The organism is Thioclava sp. F36-7 (genome assembly GCF_002020075.1).
GTDB lineage: Bacteria > Pseudomonadota > Alphaproteobacteria > Rhodobacterales > Rhodobacteraceae > Thioclava > Thioclava sediminum.
In genome coordinates this window covers 107741-125827 of sequence record NZ_MPZR01000010.1, presented here as the reverse complement: position 1 = coordinate 125827, position 18087 = coordinate 107741, and the positions used below count along the sequence as shown (strand labels likewise).

Sequence of the window (18087 nt, the reverse complement as noted above, 5' to 3'; positions counted from 1 at the left end):
GGGCCATGATCCGTGCACTCCATCGCTGGCCGGGTCTTCTGGCCCTTGCGCTCGTCACCATCCTGGGCCTGAGCGGCGCGGCACTGTCGGTCTTCCCTGCGGCCGAGCGCATCGCCGCGCCGCAGGCGGAAGCCGGACTGACCGTAGCCGCTCTCGCGGACCGCATCCAGGCCGTCTATCCGGGCGTCGAGCAGATCCGCCGGTCGCCCTCCGGTCGGATCACTGCCTACTGGTTCGATCAGGGCGCGCCGGGTGCCGCCGTAATCAACCCGGCGACGGGTGAGGGCGTAGCCTCGGCCGACCCGAACCAGGCCGAACGCTGGCTCACCAACCTGCACCGCTCGCTGTTCCTCGGGGACGGCGGCCGCATCGCCATGGCCGCAGGGGCGGCCGCGATGCTGATCCTCTCGCTCTCCGGCGCGACGCTGGTCGCGCGGCGGGTGGGCGGCTGGCGACGCTGGTTTTCACCCTTGCGCGGACCGCTTGCCGGGCGGCTGCACGCCGAGATCGCACGCATCGCCGTTGTCGGCCTCGTCCTGTCCTCCACGACCGCGCTTTGGATGACGGCGTCTACCTTCGATCTCCTGCCGGACGGAGGCGTCCTGCCGGTCGCCCCTGCCGAGGTCAGTGGGGAGACCGGCTTCGCTCCGGGCCGGATGCCCACGCTTCGGCGAACGCCGGTCGCCGAGTTGCGCGAGCTGAGCTTTCCCTATCCCGGCGACGCAACAGACGTATTCACGCTCAAGACCGACCGGGGCACCGGATATCTCGATCAGGGCGACGGGGCGCTGCTGGCCTGGGCCGACCTGACCGGGTGGGAGCGCGTCTCGGAGACCATCTACATGCTGCACACCGGACAGGGTGCGGCGACGCTGGGGCTCGTGCTGGGGCTCATGGCGCTCGGCGTGCCGGCCATGGGCGCGACCGGCGTGCTGGTCTGGCTCGCCGGGCGGCCCGGGCGACCACGCATCCGGGGCAACCAGCCCGCCGGACGCGCCGAGACGATCTTGCTTGTCGGCAGCGAGGGCGGCAGCACCTGGGGCTTTGCCGCGACGCTGCACGCCGCGCTGACGAAAGCCGGGCAGAGCGTCCATGTCGGCCCGATGTCGGGCTTCGGCCCTGAGCGCTACACCAACGCCCGGCGGATCATCCTGCTGGCCGCGACCTATGGCGACGGCGCGGCGCCGGCCTCGGCGAAGGGCTTTCTCGACCGGCTGAACGCGACCGACCGCGCGCCGGACATTCCTCTGGCAGTGCTCGGCTTCGGCGACCGCAGCTTTCCGGCCTATTGCGCCTTCGCCAAGTCCGTCGCGACTGCGGCAGAGGCGAAGGGCTGGCCCGAGCTTCTGCCGCTCGACACAATCGACCGGCAATCGCCGCAGGATTTCGCGCGCTGGGGCGGGGCGCTCGGAGACGCTCTCGGGATCGAACTCGAACTGACGCACCAGCCGGTCCAGCCGCAAACGACCACGCTGACCCTCGTCTCGCGCCGCGACTACGGCGCCGAGGTGCAGGCCCCGACCGCCATCCTCCGCTTCGCGTTTCCCCGCGTCTCGCTCGGGCAACGGCTGCTCGGGGGCGGGTTCGCACGGTTCCAGACGGGTGACCTGATCGGCATTCTGCCCGAAGGCGGGACCGTCCCGCGGCTCTATTCGCTCGCCTCTGGGCGCCGCGACGGCTTCATCGAGATCGTGGTCAAGAAGCATCCCGGCGGGCTCTGCTCGGGTCAGCTCACAGCGCTGGAACCTGGCGACACGGTGAGCGCCTTCCTGCGCCCCAACCCCGGCTTCCGTCCGGGCCGAAGCCGGGCGCCCCTGATCCTGATCGGCGCGGGGACCGGCATCGGGCCGCTAGCGGGCTTTGTGCGCGGCAATACGCGCCGCAGGCCGATCCACCTGTTCTTCGGCATGCGCCATCCCGACAGCGATTTCTTCTACGGCGAGGAGTTCCCCGGATGGCAGGACGAAGGGCGTGTAAGCCGGCTGGTCACGGCCGTCTCGCGCGGGGCGCGTCCCCATTACGTCCAGGACGCGCTGCGCAGCGAGGCCACTCAGGTCGCGGAGCTCATCCGCAATGGGGCGCGCGTGATGGTCTGCGGCGGACGAGACATGGCCGCCGGCGTGGCCGAGGCGCTGGCCGAGATCCTCGCGCCGGCCGGGCTGACACCAGCAGTCCTGAAGGCGGAGGGGCGGTATGTCGAAGATGTCTACTGAGCGGGCGCGCATCGCGCTGAACGGGCCGACGATGGGCACGAGGTGGTCGGCGCTGTTATTCGCGGACCCCGGTTTCGACCCGGGGCCGGTCCGCTCGGCATTGCAGGCGGCCGTGGATGAGGTGGACGGACAGATGTCGACCTGGAAGCCGGACAGCGACCTTATGCGGCTCAACGCGGCACCGATCGGTGAATGGATCGCTGTTCCTGCACGATTGCTCGAGGTGCTACGCCTCGGCCTGGAAATTGGCCGCGCCTCTGGTGGAGCCTTCGACATCGGCATGGGCGACGCGGTGATGGCCTGGGGCTTCGGACCGGAGGCCGCCGCGCCGGATGGCATCCGCACCGCGATGGCCGCCTCGCGCCGCCCGGCGCATGACGTGCTCGAGATCAACGGCGAACACGTGCGCAAGGCCGCACCCATCGCGCTGGACCTGAATGGCATCGCCAAGGGCTACGGCGTGGATCGACTGGCCGAAATCCTCCGCAATCAAGGCATATCCGACGGACTCGTCGGGATCGATGGCGAGATGCGTGCAATGGGCCTCAGGCCGGACGGTGAAGCCTGGACCATCGCGGTCGAGGCGCCGGACGCCGAGCGCCGGACGCCGCATTCGATCCTCGCGCTTCAGGATGCCGCCGTCGCGACCTCGGGCGACTACCGTCACTGGGTCGAGGTGCAGGGGCGCCGCCTGTCGCACACGATGGACCCGAGGCGGGGAGCGCCGCTGATCGCGTCGCCGGCCTCCATCACGGTCGTGGCCCGCAGCTGTGCAGAGGCAGATGCCTGGGCGACGGCCCTCATGGTGCTTGGGCCGGTCAAAGGCGCGACGCTCGCAAAACAAAGCGGCCTCGACGCCCTGTTCCTCTTGCGCGATGATGTTGTCAACGTAAGGGGCGTGGGAGTCGGACGACTATTTTCCGAAGAGCCAGCGGCAATCGCCTCAGCCGAGGGGAGATGAGCCGCATGGAAACGACACGGACCGACCGCTTCAAGACCGCTATCCTGCTCATTGCCGCGACCGGCCTGATTGCGGGACTTGCCTTCTACTTTTCCGGCGAACCCGACGTCGCGAACGCGGTCTGGATCGCGGGCGTCGTTCCCGCGCTCGCCGCGCTCGTGGTCGAGATCCTGCGCAGCCTGCGTTCCGGCGAAGTGGGCCTCGATATTGTCGCCGCGCTCTCCATGTCGGCGGCGCTCGTCTTCGGCGAGACCCTCGCCGCGGCGGTGGTCGCCGTAATGTATTCCGGCGGCACCTTCCTCGAAGCCTTCGCGGAAGGGCGTGCCCGCCGTGAAATGCACGACCTGCTGTCCCGTGTGCCCCGGACCGCGACAAGACACCGGAATGGCGGGCTGGAGGAAGTGCCGCTGAACGAAATTGCGCCCGGCGACCGCCTTCTGATCCGGCAGGGCGACGTGGTGCCGGTGGATGGCACCTTGAGCTCAGAGACGGCCTTCGTCGACACCTCGGCGCTGACGGGGGAATCCCTGCCCGTCCGGCTCCGTTACTGCGCCGAGGCCATGAGCGGATCGACCAATGCGGGCGAAGCCTTCGACCTGATCGCAACTCACGAGGCCAAGGACAGCACCTATGCCGGGATCGTCCGGCTGGTGGAAGAGGCGCAGGCCTCCAAGGCGCCCATGTCGCGACTGGCCGACCGTTGGTCGCTGGGGTTTCTGGCCGTCACGGTCAGCATCGCCTTCGCGGCATGGTGGTTCACCGGCGATCCGATCCGGGCCGTCGCCGTGCTTGTCGTCGCAACGCCATGTCCCCTGATCCTGGCCGTGCCGGTCGCGCTGGTCGCAGGCCTGTCGCGCGCGGCGCATTTCGGGGTGCTGATCAAGGGAGCGGGGCCGCTCGAGACGATGGCGCGCATCCGCACGCTGATCCTCGACAAGACCGGCACGCTGACGGACGGACGGCCGCAGATCGTTGCAATCGACAGCCACGACGGCATGGCAGAGGAGGACATACTGCGCTTGGCTGCCGCGCTCGACCAAGCGTCCAAGCACCCCGTGGCTCAGGCCATCGTCGCCGCCGCAAAGGAGCGGGGCTTCTCTCTACCCGTTCCGTCAGACGTGGCGGAGATTCCGGGCGAAGGCGTCGTCGGCTATGTCGAAGGCCGGAAGATCATCGTCGGCGGGGATGCCTTCGTCGCATCCCGCGTCGGACGGCGGCCCGGCGATCATTCCGCCATCGCCGCTGGTTCGGTCCTCGTTGCTGTCGCGGTCGACGGGCACATGGTAGGGCATCTCGTCATGTCCGATCCCCTGCGCGACGGCGCGGGCCAGATGCTGGACGGGCTGCGGCGCGAGGGGATCGCGCGTATCCTGCTCGCGACCGGAGACCGCGCTGACGTGGCCGAGCGTGTCACCGAAGGGCTTGGGCTCGACGGTCTGCGGGCCGGGCTGACACCGGACCAGAAAGTGTTGCTCGTTCTCACCGAGCGCAAGAACGGCCCGGTGATGATGGTGGGCGACGGGGTCAACGACGCGCCCGCGCTCGCAGCGGCAGACGTGGGCGTCGCCATGGGCGCACGGGGCGCGGCGGCCTCGGCGGAGGCGGCGGATGTCGTGCTGCTTGTCGACCGTATCGACCGCCTCGGGCCAGGGATCGAGATCGCGCGCGGCGCGCGCCGCATCGCTGTCGAAAGCGTTGTCGCCGGGATCGGCCTTTCGGTCATGGGCATGATCGCGGCGGCTTTCGGCTATCTCACTCCGGTGCAGGGGGCGCTCCTGCAGGAGGTCATCGACGTTGCAGTGATCCTGAACGCCCTCCGCGCGCTGCGCATCGCGCCCCATGAACCCACTATTCCGAAACCAAAGGCTGTCTCCTCCGGGCAGGATGACATCGCGCAAGGAGCCACGCCATGAGCCGCCTCTCGCATTCCGAAATCCACATGGTGCATCGCATCGGCTGGCTGCGGGCCGCCGTTCTCGGCGCGAACGACGGGCTGGTGTCGACGGCAAGCCTCGTGGTCGGCGTCGCCGCAGCAGGATCGGGAAAGCCGGAGGTCCTTATAGCGGGGCTGGCTGGCCTCGTGGCCGGCGCGATGTCCATGGCGGCAGGCGAGTACGTCTCAGTCAGTTCTCAGACTGACGCGGAAAACGCTGACCTTGCGCGCGAGACCCGCGAACTGGCGGAAACACCCGAGGCCGAACTCGAAGAACTTACCCAAATCTATGTCGAGCGAGGGCTGGACCGAGACCTTGCCGAAAAGGTGGCCGTGCAACTGACCGAACGTGACGCGCTCGGATCGCATGCCCGCGACGAGCTTGGCATCTCCGAGACCGTGACAGCCCGCCCGATCCAGGCCGCCTTGGTGTCGGCGCTGACCTTCGCCGTGGGTGCGGTGCTGCCCTTGATCGTCGCACTGGTCGTCCCGGATGCACGGATCGTTTTCTTGGTCGCCGTGTCGACGATCCTCGGCCTCGCGGTTCTTGGTGGATTAGGCGCTTCTGCTGGCGGTGCTGGTGTTATTCGAGGTGCTGCAAGGGTCACGCTCTGGGGTGCACTCGCCATGGCGGCGACCGCTGGAGTCGGTGCGCTGTTCGGGGTCGCCGTAGGCTAGGGAGTAGCCGAGGTCTCGGGCGGAAGCTTCCACGTTGGCGCGGGCTTCCACCTTGTGCCGATCTTCGAATGTGGCAATCGCTTTGGCGACGTCATTCTGTATTTTCTTCAGCTCGCTGAGCGACAGTACGTCGAGATCGAAAGCAGCCGTTGGTGCGGTCCGTGTCCTGAATATTCCGGTATCGATAGCCCGTCGCGGCAAGGCCCTGCATTCCGCAGCACGGAAGGGCAGGGGGGCGAGAGCCGGTGATAGCCACTTGGGCCGCTAGCGGCGTGCTGGGCTTGGGGTAAAGCAGTCCCGATGGGCAAGGGGACATGGTCTGGCATGGGCTCCCCGTATCTCTCTGTCTCCTGGGCCATCCCTTCGACTGACAATCCCCTAATCCCGTTCGATCTCCTGCGCGCAACCCCGCGTCAGTCCGGGCCGTGTTGGCCGCCTTTGGCGTCCTGCCCGCTCCACCCCGGTCCTCTGGGGGTGTCCGGTGTCCATGCTGTCCACCGTGCACGCGTCACCCGACGGGCTTTTTCAGGGTCTTGTCGAAGGGACGGTCCCGAAGACAGGAAACACAGGAGCTTATCATGCAGAACATCGTCATCCTCGCCGGCAACATCGGTCAGACCCCCGAAGTCCGCACCACCCAGAGCGGCACCAAGATCACCAACTTCAGCCTCGCCACCTCGCGCCCCCGCCTCTCGGAAGGCCGTGTGATGCGCGACGAGAACGGCTACCGTGTCATGGACACCGAATGGCACCGCATCACCTGCTTCAACGGTCTCGGCAAGACGGTCGCGGAGCATTGCGAAAAGGGCATGAAGGTCCTCGTCCACGGTCGCATTCACTACACCAAGTGGATCGACAGCATGGGGAACGACCGCTACGGCTGCGAGATCATCGCCGAGAAGGTCGACTTCCTGAGCCGTCCGAAGTCGGCCGAGAACGAAAACCCCGAGCTGGTCGACCGCGACGACGAGATCCCGTTCTGAGGAACGGGGTCTCCCCCTCGGGCCCGGCGGGTTAAACCGCCGGGCTAAAAGTCTCTTCGGGCCACTGGAAAAGGCACCCACGCTTGCCTTCCGGTGCTGAGCGCCTTGAATGCGCCTAATTGTTCAACATGCGCACGAGCTAGATTTCGTCTTTAGTTCTGGTCGCGCCGTGACTGCGATACGCGTCGAGCATCAACCGCGTATATTCGGCCGTGCTCTGGGTCACGGTGCCCAAACCGGGCCATGCGAACAACGGATCCGACCAAGTAACTTCCAACTCAATCTCGATCCCAAGCAGTGCGGCCACTTTGATCGCAGCGGTCGGCTCCTTGTCCTCGGGCCAGTAGTGATCCTCGAAGGAAACAACCACGTCGAGATCGTCATCAACCCAGATTTCGGCCAGACCTGCTCCCATGCGTTCGCTGGCATTGGTCGCATCCTCGAACAGGGCAGCCCGGATCAAATGGGTCACCTGGTCATTGTTGAGGTCAAGCCTTGGCCGCGGATCTATAACTGACACGATGGGTTCAATCTCTTGCCTTTCGGCGCGGGATTGGACTGGCACTGGTTTTTCATCGTTCGGTCCCAGCCAGAAGGCTTCTGGAAGAATGTTGATTGGTGATGCGCCGCAGCTGGGACAGTGCCATTGGTTTCCAGCGATCTGTGGGCCGGTGATCTCTGAGTTGCAGTGAAGGCAGTACCAGAGGTTCGATTCCTCCATCTCCAAGAACGGGTGCCGCACATTTCCTTCCGCATCCGGCTTTGTGGCGCGCCGTGGCCAATCGGCAAATCGCTGCGCCTTGACGCTCTGCATCAATTCCCTCGCAATCCCGATGGCTTCTTCACGTAGCACGCGATCGTTCATCGGGCTGGTCTGGGCATGCTTGATGTCGATCTCGACACGAGGGGCGGCCAAAGGGTTTTCTGGCAGCACGATCTGCCAACCCTCACCATCCATGCGGACGTCACCAAGCATTGTTTTCAGTTCGTATGGATGCCCCCGTACTTCTCCTCGAGTGACGGCATCGGGGCTTCCGAAGATATGGTCGAAGGTCGCACCCTCGTAGGAAGTGATCCGTTCCACGAAGGCCTTGATCGTGGCAACTTGTGCTTCGGAGGGAACCCACTCTCCTTTGGCGCTGCCTGTCAACGCATTCCAATGAGCAAAGCCCATTCGACTGGCAACAAAGTCGAGCGCTACGTGCTGTGGATGACCCGTCGCCCTAGCGTAACGCTTCGCCAGGAGTTTCAAAGTCTTAAGCTTAGTGTTCTCTGTCATGATCCATGTCCAAGCCGGATCTGACTAGGTGCCCGCTGCTAATCAGACCCGCCGATGGCATGAGGTCTGCTGTTCGAAATCAAGATCGCTGCAAAGCTTCGCGTGGCGGGCACACCGGCCTGCGAGAAAGGCCATGTTTAAACTCTGCCATTTTTGAACGCAGGTCAACACCAGCGAGTTGCGGGCGTGCGGCGCCTCCGACTTAGCGCCGTTTGCCCGAGAGAGTTTGAGGTTGGCCGGTTTTCCGGTGACGGGTTGAGGGCTGGGAGAGTGGCTCCCGGCGCCTGTCACGGAGGAATACCGATGGGTGTTGTGGAAGTTCTGGATCCGGTCGCACCGGCGCGGGCTGGTGGCTGGAAGGTGGACGCGAGCCGGGGTGAGCGGAACGGGCGGGTGTCGTCCGAATGGTTCAACCGGCCCGATGATGAGAGGTATCTGTCGCTCGATGATCTCTGGGCCAGTGTGAAAAGCCGCTCCGAACGCAGCCGCAGCCGTGTGGTGCAGACGGCGGATATCCGCGTCGAGGCCGCGCGGGACAACCCCGAGCGGTTGCATCTGATGCTGCCGAAAGCGCATGAACCGGTCGCACCCACGCATTGGGCCTTCGGCCAGCTTGCCAGCATCGTCGGCGCTCCGGCGTCGTACCTGCGCCAGTTGCCCGCGCCACTGGCGGGGATCAACCTGCAGTACGGTCTGACCAACCACCGCGCCGAGCAGGTGAAGACTTTCGAGACGGAAGACGGCCGGACCGAACTGCGCGCCGTGACCGGTCCCGACTACGGTCGCATTCATGACTTCGAGCTTGTCGAGGCGGTGCAGCGGATCGCGGGCAATGGCACCGGCGATACGCGTTGGAAGGTGCCGGGCGTGCTCGACTGGTCGACCGGAGTCTATAACCCCGATGTCGAGATCAGCCGCGATACGACCACGCTCTATGCGTCTGACCGCGATGTCTTCCTGTTCCTGGTCGACGATCGCAACCCGATCGAGGCGGGCAAGCTGGCGGACGGCTCTCCCGACCTCTACTTCCGGGGCTTCTATTGCTGGAATTCCGAGGTCGGTGCCAAGACACTCGGCATGGCGAGCTTCTACCTTCGGGCGGTGTGCCAGAACCGCAACCTCTGGGGCGTCGAGGATTTCCAGGAGATCAAGATCCGCCACTCGAAATACGCCGCCTCGCGCTTCGCCCATGAGGCGGCTCCGGCGCTGACGCGGTTTGCCAATTCCTCACCGCAGGGCTTCGTGAACGGCATCAAGGCCGCGCGGCAGCAGGTCGTGGCGCGCAGCGACGAAGACCGCGCGGATTTCCTGCGCAAACGGGGTTTCTCGAAGGCCGAATCCGGCAAGATCATCGAGAAGGTGCTGATGGAGGAAGGTCGCCCGCCCGAGAGCATCTTCGACTTCGTACAGGGCATTACCCGGCTTGCGCGCGACAAGACTCAGCAGGATGCCCGCCTTGATATGGAAGGGCGCGCCAAGAAGCTCCTCGACCGGGTCGGCTGACGCGAAGCCCGGCACAGCGGCCGCCTGCATCCGCGGCGGTCGCGTTTTCCTCTTCAACATGCACGCCACTGGCCCCGCCCCGAGAGGGCAGAGGACTTCGGTGTGCGCAATTCAGCGAGACCCCCATGACCCCTCAGGAACAAACTGTCATCCTCGAGGCACGCGACATCCTCGGCCGCTACCTCAGCCAGAACCCGGTCATCGGCAGCTGGCAAGCTCTGATGGACTATTGTGCGCTGACTGTCCGAGGTCCCATCGAGCGCTTCCATGTCCTCTATCTCGACCGCAAGAACCGCATCATCGCTGATGAGCTTTTGTCTACCGGCACGGTCGACCATGTCCCGGTCTATCCACGCGAGGTGATCAAGCGGGCGCTGATGCTGAACGCCAGCGCGCTGATCCTGATCCACAACCACCCGTCGGGCGATCCGACACCGTCGGAGGCCGATCTCAGCATGACCGGGGAGATCCAGAAGGGGTGTAAGTTTTTAGGCCTGACGCTGCATGACCACATCATCGTCGGTGCCGGGACGGAACTGAGCCTGCGGGCCCAGGGCAAGCTGTGACGCGCCTTGCGAGCCTGCCACCGTCACCCTTCCGAGGAAGAGGGCGGGGGGTTGGTCTTTGACGGTTTGAAGCGGGGAGAGAGGCTCTCCGCACCGTCGGAGATATGCCCATGTTCGACCTTCCTCTCCAAACTCAGCCGGAAACACAGAAGACAGGTTTGCCGCCGAGCTTCCTGACCGTTCTTGCAGATCAAGACTTGCCGTTTGCGCTCACGACGGCTTGCCATGCGCCCGCAGCTCTCATGTCAGGGCAGGCACACCCCAATGTACTGGAGCGGTCTGCCACGCTGGCCGAAGCCATGCAGGGGGCAGTCGTTCACGCCGAAAATGTCACCCCTGAAGACGCGCCGCGCATCCTGGCGATCCTCGATAGGGAGGGCCGCCTCGTTCTGGCCGGCGCTACCAATGATGGCGGGGTCGCATGGTGCCACCCGGTCTCGGATGCCGCCGAAGCCCGCGCCGTCGTGTCCGAGGCCAGCCAGACCCGCGCGCATGCCATACGAGCGGCCGAGTGGCATGAACATGGCCTCGCGCGACGGCTGCGGCACCACGCCGACGTTCTCGATGCCCGTCTTGTCGATCCGCTCTGGCGTGTCTTCGCGTCTCGCGCACTGCAGATCGCGGCGTGACGCCCGAGAGTCAGAGAAGGGCAGGGGAGGATGTGAGCCTAGGAGGACGAGAGAGAGCCTCGGGGTTCAGATCCTTTCGCTCATTTCGGAGTTTCCAATGTCCAAGATCGAACCCACCCTGGCCGCGCCGATGGCGCCGTCCAAGATTGATTTCGCCGCCGTGCTGGCTCGGCAGTCCGAGCGTGACGCGCGCATCGCAGCTTTGCGTCCGGCCAACAAGGAGCGCCTCTTCGATGGCCTGACTGCCGCGGGCATCACCCATGTGACGGTGAGCTTCGACGGCTATGGCGATAGCGGCCATGTTGAAAGTATCGAAGCCTACGCTGGCGAGACCGAGGTTGCTTTCCCCAAGACCGAGATCGCCTATGCCGCATTGACCTGGGACGACCCGGAGGTCGAGACGCGGGCGCTTTCGCTGGAAGATGTCGTCGAGCAACTGGCCTACGACTGGTTGTCTGACACCCATGGAGGTTGGGAAAACAACGACGGCGCTTATGGCGAATTCTGCTTCGACGCGCGCGCGTGCTCCATTCACCTTGAGTTCAACGAGCGCTTCACCTCGTCCGAACTCACCACCCACGATTTCTGAGGGGGCGGCGATGGCACATCCCTACCACCACGCCCTGTCCTCGGTGAAGAAATGGGGCGGCACGGTCGAGGATTACCTCGCCGTGCATTCCTGGTTCGACCATAGCAAGGAGATCACAGCCGATTTTCGGCACCGGGCGTTGCGCCACCATGCCGAGGGCATCTTCATGGCCGAGACAATCTTTGGTCCGACGCTTACGCTCTCCACCGGACGCATCATCCCGACCCGGTGGGTCGGCGAGCAGCATGTTAAGGAGGACCTCGGCTTCATCCCGAGCTTCGCCGATTGGGTGAAGGCCATTCGGCCCGAGCCTTGGATGGGTCGGACCGAACGGATCGAGGCACAGGTCGATCCGCATCTCGTCTCGCCCGTGGTCGAGGTCAGCTGACATGACCGATCCCACTTATCTAAGTCTCGGCTTGCCGCCGACCGCTTCGCGACTGGCAGTGGTTCGCGCGGCGGTCCGGGCGCTACACCCCGACACGCGCGCTGTTTGCAGTCTCCGGCTGGCGCGCAAGCGCTTCTACCGGCAGATGCTCTGCGCTCATGCCGCACGACAGGCGGCGGGCGACACGCCGACCGGCTGACCGTTCCCAACTACCCCTTCATCCCAATCGATCGCCCGGCCTCCTGGCCGGGTCTTCCCCATTAAGGAGGTCCCCATGGCGGATTACTTCACCCATTTCTCATGCCTGCTCGACGTCGGCAGCCCCGACAAGGCCGTCCGCGCGCTCGCGCTGTTTCAGAAACTTCGCGCTGCGGATCAGGACGCTGACGACCCAGATGTCGCTGGCTTCGATCTCGTGCACCAGGATGCCCCCGAGGGCAGCAGCCTCTGGATCCACGACGACGAACACGGCGATGTCGAAGCTGTCATCCGCTTCGTCTTGCGGCTCGCCGAAGACCTCGACCTCACCGGCCTTTGGGGGTTCCAGTATGCCCTGACCTGCTCCCGGTCGCGCCTCGACGCCTTTGGCGGCGGTGCGCATGCCATCGATCTCGGCGCTCGTAAATCCATCGGCTGGTCCAGCACGCAAGAATGGTTGGTCGTGGCGCTGAACGGGGAGGACGTCGATGCCTGAGATCATCTGCACCACTGTCTACCAGTTCCCCGAGCTCTCGGATGCCGCCAAGGAGAAGGCCCGCAACTGGTATCGCGACCTTGGACCCCACGACGATTGGTGGGATGCGGTCTATGAGGATTTCGAGCGGGTCTGTGCGCTCCTCGGCATCCGCCTGAAGACGACCCCCGTCCGTCTGATGGGCGGCGGGACGCGGGTCAAGCCCTGCATCTGGTTTTCCGGCTTCTGGAGTCAGGGCGACGGGGCCTGTTTCGAAGGCTACTGGTCCCACGCCAAGGGCGCTGCCGCGGGCATCCGGGACTATGCCCCGATGGATGTGACGTTGCATGGAATTGTCGACCGGCTGCAGGCCATTCAGCGGCGGAATTTCTACCAGCTCGCCGCGGAGGCCAGCCACCGTGGCCGCTATTACCATGAATATACCATGTCGATCGACGTCACGCGGGACAGCGCGACCTGGCAGCCGCCGACTGAGGACGCGGAAGAAGTCGTGACCGAGGTGCTGCGTGATCTGGCCCGCTGGCTCTACCGCCAGCTTGAAGCCGAATACGACCACCTCACCTCGGACGAGGCCATCGACGAGGGGATCATCGTCAATGAGTATACGTTCACGGAAGGAGGGCGGCGGTTCGGGTAACAGAGATCAAAGTGCAAGGTTCATTTGATCTTTACAGTAGGTCCATATGGACTATATTGAAGCCAATGGAGGACGCCATGTACGTTGCAGAGAAAATCCGGGAACCCGCACAGGTCAACGCCGTTGCGTTGAAGGCTTACGCGCGCGTGGTTGATGCCTGGGGCCTCAACTTGAAGGAAGCGGCTGGCCTTGCTGACATGTCAGAGAGCACATGGAAGCGCGCCAAGAAGCCGGATTTCGCGGGGGAACTGACCAAGGATCAGCTTCTGCGGCTCAGTGCGGTGATCGGCATCTACAAGTCGCTCGAACTCTACTTCTCCGAGCCGCTCGCGCGAAGCTGGTTCACCCGACCGAACACCGGCCCGCTGTTCGGGGGCAGCCGTCCGGTTGACACCGCCATCGAAGGTGGCTTGCCGCAGATCCTCGCGGTGCGGACCTATCTCGATGCGTTGCGTGGTGGGGCATGAAGCAGACCGAGGTTTCAGATCGCGGTCTCGTTCGTCTCCTGCCTGCCACCTACCACAAGCCGCCATCCCTGCGCGGTCTCGTCGATACCGATGACGAGATGGAGATCTTGGCAGAGATCGAGGGCCTGACCAGTGGACGTCTACAGGCCGAACGCGGGCGCAACCCACATCTGGACCCGCGCGAACTCGCTTGGCAACGCCGTAGCCGCGATCTGCGCATCTATGGGGACAGTCACGTCAACGCAGCCTTCACTTACACCCGCGCCGGCGGAAACCGCTTCAACGCCGAGGAGCGCGGCGCTTGGTACTGCGCATGGGATGTGATGGTTTCTGTCAGCGAAGTGGCCTGGCACCGCACACGCGAACTCGGCTTTACCGGCAGCTTCCACGACAGCGCCCGCTATGTGGAATTGCTGGCCGACTTCATCGGCGTCTTCAACGACATGACCGATGAGGCAGGTCATCCGGCGCTGCATCCGGATCCGGCTGTCGGGTATCCCGAGGGCCAAAGCCTGGCACAGCATCTGCGTCGGGGCGGATCCAAGGGCCTGATTTACCCTTCGGTCCGGGCTCCTGCACCGGGCGGGAATTGCCTGGTCTGCTTCGAGCCCCACGCAATTCAGAACGTTCGTCCGGGCGCGTCTTGGGATCTTGTTTGGGATGGGACACCGCACTACTCGATTGCGGCTGTCAGCTAATCCGCAAAACCGTAATTGCCCCGGAGGCCTATAAGGATGGCAACGCCTGATATTGAAAGCCCTGACCGCACCGATCTCAAGCAGATCGACCATGCGCACTTCTTTGAAGCGATGGACTCGCCGCCTTTGCCGACCGAAGCACTGCGCTCTGCCTTTCGTCGGGCGAAAACGCGGTCATTTCAGCGAAACACAGGGCTTGGAAGCGCCGACTGAGTTCACCCGTCTTCGGCGCCTCCCATCGACGCGATGAGGACGGCCAACGCAAAGCGCCCCTCACGACGGTGATGGCCGTGGCTCAACCCAGGAGCTTCAACAAGGCGTCGCGCTGCGCTGCGTGCTTTTCGGGGTTGTCGCGCTTCAGTTTGTTCAGGTTGAGAAGTTTCCACTTCACGGCCGGTAGGTCAGCGGCCTGCGAACGGTCGATCGCCGCGAAGTCAGGCTCGCCGTCCTGAAGCGTCAGGAGGAACTGCCTCGCCTTGTCATCGAGCCTCGATTGCAGATCGGCGACCAACTTGAGGCGCGTCGCCAAAAGCGTAGCGAGCGGGACGGGTGTTCTGGTCATGCCTTCGAATTCCCGCGCGTAGGGTTGCTCGAGATCGATCAGGTTCGGATCGAGCAGCTCATGCGCCGGTCGCGGCGAACTGGCGACATAGATCAGGAAGGTGTGGAACAGGTCCTGCGTCAGGCTCTCGTTTTCGTAGAGGAGTGTGACGTCGTAGAGATCCCGGGGATGCTGCCTGTCCAGGGCGGCGTGCAGCTTTCCCGCGAACAGGTCCTCGAACGAGACGATCTGCATTTCGGCATAGCCATAGGCATCCTCCACGGCGGCAGATACGGTCCGGACTTCCGGGTCGTGGACTACGCCCCGGGTCACGGGCGAGGTTTCGATCTTGATCTCGGCATTCCCGAGGCGCGCCAGGAGCCGGGTGGCTCCGCCGCCGCCCCCTTGGATGCGCTGAGATTTCGCGCCTCGGATTCCGGTCTCGATGGAAGCCGCGATGCGATCCATCGCGGCGTTGATCTCGTCCAGGCTCTCGGCGCGTTCCTTGATTGGCAGGTAGGTCAGGTCGATGTCGACCGACAGCCGAGGCAGGTCGCGGTGGAAGAGGTTGATGGCCGTCCCGCCCTTGAGCGCGAAGACGCTTTCGCCCGCGACATTGGGCAGGACGCGCACCAGGAGCGCAACCTGGGCTTCATAGGTCTCACGCGCCATTTTCGGCCTCCGGTTTCACGAATTCTTCTGGCACCATGATCCGATAGCGCGGGTGGATCTTGCCGCCCTGGATCAAGGCTCGGTCGCCGCTGCCGAGGTCGAATGCCTGCGGGTCGATCCGTTTGCGCCAGGGATGATCGTGGCGGTCCGCGAAGACGAAGAACAGGCGCTTGACCTTGATTTTCTGGCACGCTTGCAGGAGGTCGGAAATCAGCCTTGGGCGCAGGGTTGTCAGGCTCTCGAAGACCATGTCGAGCGTGTGGAAACTCTCATGGTGGGGCAACTCGTCCATGGCTTCCAGGATTGCGCGCTCCGGCGTCGACATCGTCAGACCCCAGTCCCATGGCAGGCCAGAATTCTTGCCCTCGATCACGCCCAGCTTCGGATCGGTGAACAAGGAACGGGGGCGGATACTGAAAGGGGCATCCGTCGGCAGTTTGATCAGCCAGTTCGGGACCTTGTCCCCATAGACCCAGACTGGAGCGCTTTCCCCCAGGCGGAGGTAATGGGCATGTCCTTGTTCACCGAGTGCCGTTGTGCTCCCGACATGCAGATCATGACCCATTATATGTTGCATCGAAAGGATGCAGGTCTTCCAGTCGATGCTGTTGGACGCCTGCATATTCGGGACTGGTCGGCGGAAGACACCGCGTGCGATGCGCTCCAGCCAGCCGCGTTTCACATAGTCACGGAAGCTCTCATAGGCGATGCCCTGCGAGACGAGCCATGCCGCGTCGACCAGATACCCGGCGGGTACGGCATCGAGCACTTTCTTCAGATTCTGTGACCTTGCGGTGTCCATGATACCTAAAGTGACAGATTTTCAAAGATACATCTACAGTTTTCTTTGATGAAAATGCTTTTCCTGCGTTATGGACGCTCCTATCTCACCATTTCCAAAGAACTTAGGGTGTTTGATCCCACGGTTTGATGGTGTGATCCTTTCGAAGGAATGGAAGGATGCCCTATGGGACAGGTTCGTCACGGAAGCGCCACGACCACGCACGCCGTCAGAGCAGCAATACAGCGATCGCAAGCTTCGCTCGCGACGCTGAGCCGGGAGTTAGGGATCAACCCAAAGACGGTTGCGAAGTGGCGTAAACGGCAGACGGTCGATGATCTCAAGACCGGCCCAAAGGAGCCACGTTCGACGGTCCTCACGGAGGCTGAGGAGGCGGCCATCGTCGCGTTTCGGCGCCACACGCTGCTGCCGCTTGATGACTGCCTCTATGCCCTTCAGCCGTCTATCCCGCACCTGACACGCTCGGCGCTGCACCGCTGTCTACAGCGGCATGGTATCTCACGCTTGCCTGACGTCGAGGGCGACAAACCGAGGCGGTCGAAGTTCAAACGCTACCCGATCGGCTTCTTCCACATAGACATTGCCGAAGTGCAGACTGCTGAAGGAAAGCTCTTCCTGTTCGTTGGCATCGACCGCACGAGCAAGTTTGCGGTGACCCAGCTCGTCGAGAAAGCAGACAGGAAGACGGCCTGGGAGTTCCTGCAACACATGCTCGAAGCCGTGCCATATCAGGTTCACACTGTCCTCACCGACAATGGCATTCAGTTCGCTGAGCAGCCTCGGAACCGGAACACTGCTTATTCTCGGCCCATGCGTTTCGACATGATCTGTGAGGCCAACGGGATTGAGCACCGGCTGACCAAACCCAACCATCCCTGGACCAACGGACAGGTCGAGCGGATGAACCGCACGATCAAGGAGGCCACCGTCAAACGCTTCCACTACGAAAGCCATGATCAGCTGCAAACGCACCTCTCGGACTTCATGGCAGCATACAACTTCGCGCGCCGGCTCAAGACCCTCAACGGGCTCACACCCTACGAATACATCTGCAAGATCTGGACATCAGAGCCGGACAGATTCATCTTGAACCCGATCCACCAGATGCCGGGACTGAACACCTAGGGACTAGCCCCAAGGGGAGGGAGATCTGAAGACGCTGGGTTGAGAGACGGCTACGACTTGCGGTGGTTACCGAAGGTCGCAGCGGTGCACATCCCGGCGTGCCGCCGGAACCAGACCTTGGTCCTTCGGACAGGAGCTTGACCGAGGCTGATGTCCCGAAGGGCCAGTCTGCCAACCTACAGGTTGGCAGCTGCGCTCGGTTTGCCAAACTATGATGTGGCAAAAAGCTGGACGATCGCACAGAGCGTCACTAGCCGGTGCGGTGCTCACTTATTCCCGTCGATCCACTTGGACATGAGCCGCTTGTCGCGGAAGCATTCGTCCGGAACGGCGCGCCGTTTGATCTGGGCGAGTTTCTCAGCGAAGGCTACCTGCTTGGACGTGGGCAGCCGGTCCATGTCCGATACCGGCTTCAGCCGGGCCTGAGCCTCGATCCAGGCGCTCAAAGATCGCCGGTCTTGCTGAACCTCCCAGGGCAGGAGCGTCCGGTTGCGCAGGGCGAGCGACCGCGCATAGGCAATCTGATTGGGCGTTACGGGCAGGGCGTGCTTGGTGCTTTCCATGGTGGAACCCCCCTTTCTGGCTTGGCTCTGAGCATAGAACATAACAAGAACAAAATCAAGCCAAGCGTCGGGAACACCTTGGTGCGAGAGGGAGAGAGGGGCCGGGAAAGATCAGGTCCGAGGCTGCCCGAGAGAGGGTGTCCGGGCCTGATCCTGTCCTTCATTC

At 63.8% G+C, this 18087-nt stretch carries 21 protein-coding genes; 17 read left to right on the top strand and 4 right to left on the bottom strand.

Annotation, left to right across the window (positions count from 1 at the left end; all coding sequences use genetic code 11):
* The first annotated feature begins 5 nt into the window (after positions 1 to 5).
* The 5 genes from BMI89_RS17470 (at position 6) to BMI89_RS17450 (ending at position 6768) form a co-directional block, all read left to right on the top strand.
* A complete protein-coding gene (locus BMI89_RS17470) occupies positions 6 to 2213 on the top strand; it encodes a PepSY domain-containing protein (protein WP_054540789.1) in 2208 nt (735 codons plus the stop codon).
* A complete protein-coding gene (locus BMI89_RS17465; protein ID WP_007803253.1) occupies positions 2194 to 3174 on the top strand; it encodes an FAD:protein FMN transferase in 981 nt (326 codons plus the stop codon). Before BMI89_RS17470 ends, BMI89_RS17465 begins: the two co-directional genes overlap by 20 nt.
* A gap of 5 nt (positions 3175 to 3179) precedes the next feature.
* On the top strand, positions 3180 to 5087 hold the full coding sequence (locus BMI89_RS17460) for a heavy metal translocating P-type ATPase (protein ID WP_007803255.1): 1908 nt from the start codon (positions 3180 to 3182) through the stop codon (positions 5085 to 5087).
* On the top strand, positions 5084 to 5785 hold the full coding sequence (locus tag BMI89_RS17455; protein WP_007803257.1) for a VIT family protein: 702 nt from the start codon (positions 5084 to 5086) through the stop codon (positions 5783 to 5785). Before BMI89_RS17460 ends, BMI89_RS17455 begins: the two co-directional genes overlap by 4 nt.
* A gap of 578 nt (positions 5786 to 6363) precedes the next feature.
* Positions 6364 to 6768, top strand: a complete 405-nt coding sequence (locus tag BMI89_RS17450; protein WP_008335991.1) for a single-stranded DNA-binding protein — start codon at positions 6364 to 6366, stop codon at positions 6766 to 6768.
* 139 nt (positions 6769 to 6907) lie between these two features.
* Here the strand turns inward: BMI89_RS17450 and BMI89_RS17445 are convergent, their stop codons facing one another.
* Positions 6908 to 8047 (bottom strand): hypothetical protein, encoded by a 1140-nt coding sequence (locus BMI89_RS17445; RefSeq protein WP_206566538.1) that lies wholly within the window; start codon positions 8045 to 8047, stop codon positions 6908 to 6910.
* Positions 8048 to 8350: 303 nt separating this feature from the next.
* Here BMI89_RS17445 and BMI89_RS17440 point away from each other — a divergent pair, with 303 nt between their 5' ends.
* From BMI89_RS17440 to BMI89_RS20655, 11 genes are all read left to right on the top strand, one after another.
* Entirely contained in the window at positions 8351 to 9550 is a 1200-nt protein-coding gene (locus BMI89_RS17440) for a DUF932 domain-containing protein (protein WP_078572108.1), read from the top strand.
* A 125-nt stretch (positions 9551 to 9675) separates the two neighbouring features.
* Positions 9676 to 10116, top strand: a complete 441-nt coding sequence (gene radC, locus BMI89_RS17435) for a DNA repair protein RadC (RefSeq protein WP_078572106.1) — start codon at positions 9676 to 9678, stop codon at positions 10114 to 10116.
* Positions 10117 to 10226: 110 nt separating this feature from the next.
* On the top strand, positions 10227 to 10745 hold the full coding sequence (locus BMI89_RS17430; protein WP_078572104.1) for a DNA repair protein RadC: 519 nt from the start codon (positions 10227 to 10229) through the stop codon (positions 10743 to 10745).
* A gap of 97 nt (positions 10746 to 10842) precedes the next feature.
* A complete protein-coding gene (locus BMI89_RS17425; RefSeq protein ID WP_078572102.1) occupies positions 10843 to 11334 on the top strand; it encodes a DUF6878 family protein in 492 nt (163 codons plus the stop codon).
* Between the two features lie 10 nt (positions 11335 to 11344).
* Positions 11345 to 11722 carry a hypothetical protein gene (locus tag BMI89_RS17420; RefSeq protein ID WP_078572101.1) on the top strand — a complete coding sequence of 126 codons (378 nt, stop codon included), beginning with the start codon at positions 11345 to 11347 and terminating at the stop codon, positions 11720 to 11722.
* Position 11723: 1 nt separating this feature from the next.
* Entirely contained in the window at positions 11724 to 11921 is a 198-nt protein-coding gene (locus tag BMI89_RS17415) for a hypothetical protein (protein ID WP_078572099.1), read from the top strand.
* 75 nt (positions 11922 to 11996) lie between these two features.
* Positions 11997 to 12416, top strand: a complete 420-nt coding sequence (locus BMI89_RS17410) for a hypothetical protein (RefSeq protein WP_078572097.1) — start codon at positions 11997 to 11999, stop codon at positions 12414 to 12416.
* Positions 12409 to 13053, top strand: a complete 645-nt coding sequence (locus BMI89_RS17405) for an antitoxin of toxin-antitoxin stability system (protein WP_078572095.1) — start codon at positions 12409 to 12411, stop codon at positions 13051 to 13053. Before BMI89_RS17410 ends, BMI89_RS17405 begins: the two co-directional genes overlap by 8 nt.
* A 65-nt stretch (positions 13054 to 13118) precedes the next feature.
* Entirely contained in the window at positions 13119 to 13520 is a 402-nt protein-coding gene (locus tag BMI89_RS17400; protein ID WP_078572093.1) for an MbcA/ParS/Xre antitoxin family protein, read from the top strand.
* Entirely contained in the window at positions 13517 to 14218 is a 702-nt protein-coding gene (locus BMI89_RS17395; RefSeq protein WP_018065914.1) for an RES family NAD+ phosphorylase, read from the top strand. The genes BMI89_RS17400 and BMI89_RS17395 overlap by 4 nt, the downstream gene beginning before the upstream one ends.
* Before the next feature lie 36 nt (positions 14219 to 14254).
* On the top strand, positions 14255 to 14431 hold the full coding sequence (locus tag BMI89_RS20655) for a DUF1778 domain-containing protein (RefSeq protein WP_018065915.1): 177 nt from the start codon (positions 14255 to 14257) through the stop codon (positions 14429 to 14431).
* Positions 14432 to 14513: 82 nt separating this feature from the next.
* Here the strand turns inward: BMI89_RS20655 and BMI89_RS17390 are convergent, their stop codons facing one another.
* Together BMI89_RS17390 and BMI89_RS17385 are read right to left on the bottom strand one after the other, a co-directional pair.
* Positions 14514 to 15431, bottom strand: coding sequence for a nucleotidyl transferase AbiEii/AbiGii toxin family protein (locus BMI89_RS17390; RefSeq protein ID WP_078572091.1), 918 nt, complete (start codon positions 15429 to 15431; stop codon positions 14514 to 14516).
* A complete protein-coding gene (locus BMI89_RS17385) occupies positions 15421 to 16233 on the bottom strand; it encodes a type IV toxin-antitoxin system AbiEi family antitoxin domain-containing protein (protein WP_038070221.1) in 813 nt (270 codons plus the stop codon). The genes BMI89_RS17390 and BMI89_RS17385 overlap by 11 nt, the downstream gene beginning before the upstream one ends.
* Before the next feature lie 165 nt (positions 16234 to 16398).
* Between BMI89_RS17385 and BMI89_RS17380 the strand changes: the two genes are divergently transcribed.
* Complete coding sequence (locus tag BMI89_RS17380; RefSeq protein ID WP_078572089.1) at positions 16399 to 17358, top strand: IS481 family transposase; 960 nt, start codon at positions 16399 to 16401, stop codon at positions 17356 to 17358.
* A 266-nt stretch (positions 17359 to 17624) separates the two neighbouring features.
* Here the strand turns inward: BMI89_RS17380 and BMI89_RS17375 are convergent, their stop codons facing one another.
* Entirely contained in the window at positions 17625 to 17921 is a 297-nt protein-coding gene (locus tag BMI89_RS17375) for a hypothetical protein (protein ID WP_078572087.1), read from the bottom strand.
* Positions 17922 to 18087 lie beyond the last annotated feature (166 nt).

Bases quoted from the DNA above. Each gene is read 5' to 3' on its own strand.
- BMI89_RS17470 (WP_054540789.1), top strand. From the start codon at position 6: ATGATCCGTGCACTCCATCGCTGGCCGGGTCTTCTGGCCCTTGCGCTC.
- BMI89_RS17465 (WP_007803253.1), top strand. From the start codon at position 2,194: ATGTCGAAGATGTCTACTGAGCGGGCGCGCATCGCGCTGAACGGGCCG.
- BMI89_RS17460 (WP_007803255.1), top strand. From the start codon at position 3,180: ATGGAAACGACACGGACCGACCGCTTCAAGACCGCTATCCTGCTCATT.
- BMI89_RS17455 (WP_007803257.1), top strand. From the start codon at position 5,084: ATGAGCCGCCTCTCGCATTCCGAAATCCACATGGTGCATCGCATCGGC.
- BMI89_RS17450 (WP_008335991.1), top strand. From the start codon at position 6,364: ATGCAGAACATCGTCATCCTCGCCGGCAACATCGGTCAGACCCCCGAA.
- BMI89_RS17445 (WP_206566538.1), bottom strand. From the start codon at position 8,047: ATGACAGAGAACACTAAGCTTAAGACTTTGAAACTCCTGGCGAAGCGT.
- BMI89_RS17440 (WP_078572108.1), top strand. From the start codon at position 8,351: ATGGGTGTTGTGGAAGTTCTGGATCCGGTCGCACCGGCGCGGGCTGGT.
- radC (WP_078572106.1), top strand. From the start codon at position 9,676: ATGACCCCTCAGGAACAAACTGTCATCCTCGAGGCACGCGACATCCTC.
- BMI89_RS17430 (WP_078572104.1), top strand. From the start codon at position 10,227: ATGTTCGACCTTCCTCTCCAAACTCAGCCGGAAACACAGAAGACAGGT.
- BMI89_RS17425 (WP_078572102.1), top strand. From the start codon at position 10,843: ATGTCCAAGATCGAACCCACCCTGGCCGCGCCGATGGCGCCGTCCAAG.
- BMI89_RS17420 (WP_078572101.1), top strand. From the start codon at position 11,345: ATGGCACATCCCTACCACCACGCCCTGTCCTCGGTGAAGAAATGGGGC.
- BMI89_RS17415 (WP_078572099.1), top strand. From the start codon at position 11,724: ATGACCGATCCCACTTATCTAAGTCTCGGCTTGCCGCCGACCGCTTCG.
- BMI89_RS17410 (WP_078572097.1), top strand. From the start codon at position 11,997: ATGGCGGATTACTTCACCCATTTCTCATGCCTGCTCGACGTCGGCAGC.
- BMI89_RS17405 (WP_078572095.1), top strand. From the start codon at position 12,409: ATGCCTGAGATCATCTGCACCACTGTCTACCAGTTCCCCGAGCTCTCG.
- BMI89_RS17400 (WP_078572093.1), top strand. From the start codon at position 13,119: ATGGAGGACGCCATGTACGTTGCAGAGAAAATCCGGGAACCCGCACAG.
- BMI89_RS17395 (WP_018065914.1), top strand. From the start codon at position 13,517: ATGAAGCAGACCGAGGTTTCAGATCGCGGTCTCGTTCGTCTCCTGCCT.
- BMI89_RS20655 (WP_018065915.1), top strand. From the start codon at position 14,255: ATGGCAACGCCTGATATTGAAAGCCCTGACCGCACCGATCTCAAGCAG.
- BMI89_RS17390 (WP_078572091.1), bottom strand. From the start codon at position 15,431: ATGGCGCGTGAGACCTATGAAGCCCAGGTTGCGCTCCTGGTGCGCGTC.
- BMI89_RS17385 (WP_038070221.1), bottom strand. From the start codon at position 16,233: ATGGACACCGCAAGGTCACAGAATCTGAAGAAAGTGCTCGATGCCGTA.
- BMI89_RS17380 (WP_078572089.1), top strand. From the start codon at position 16,399: ATGGGACAGGTTCGTCACGGAAGCGCCACGACCACGCACGCCGTCAGA.
- BMI89_RS17375 (WP_078572087.1), bottom strand. From the start codon at position 17,921: ATGGAAAGCACCAAGCACGCCCTGCCCGTAACGCCCAATCAGATTGCC.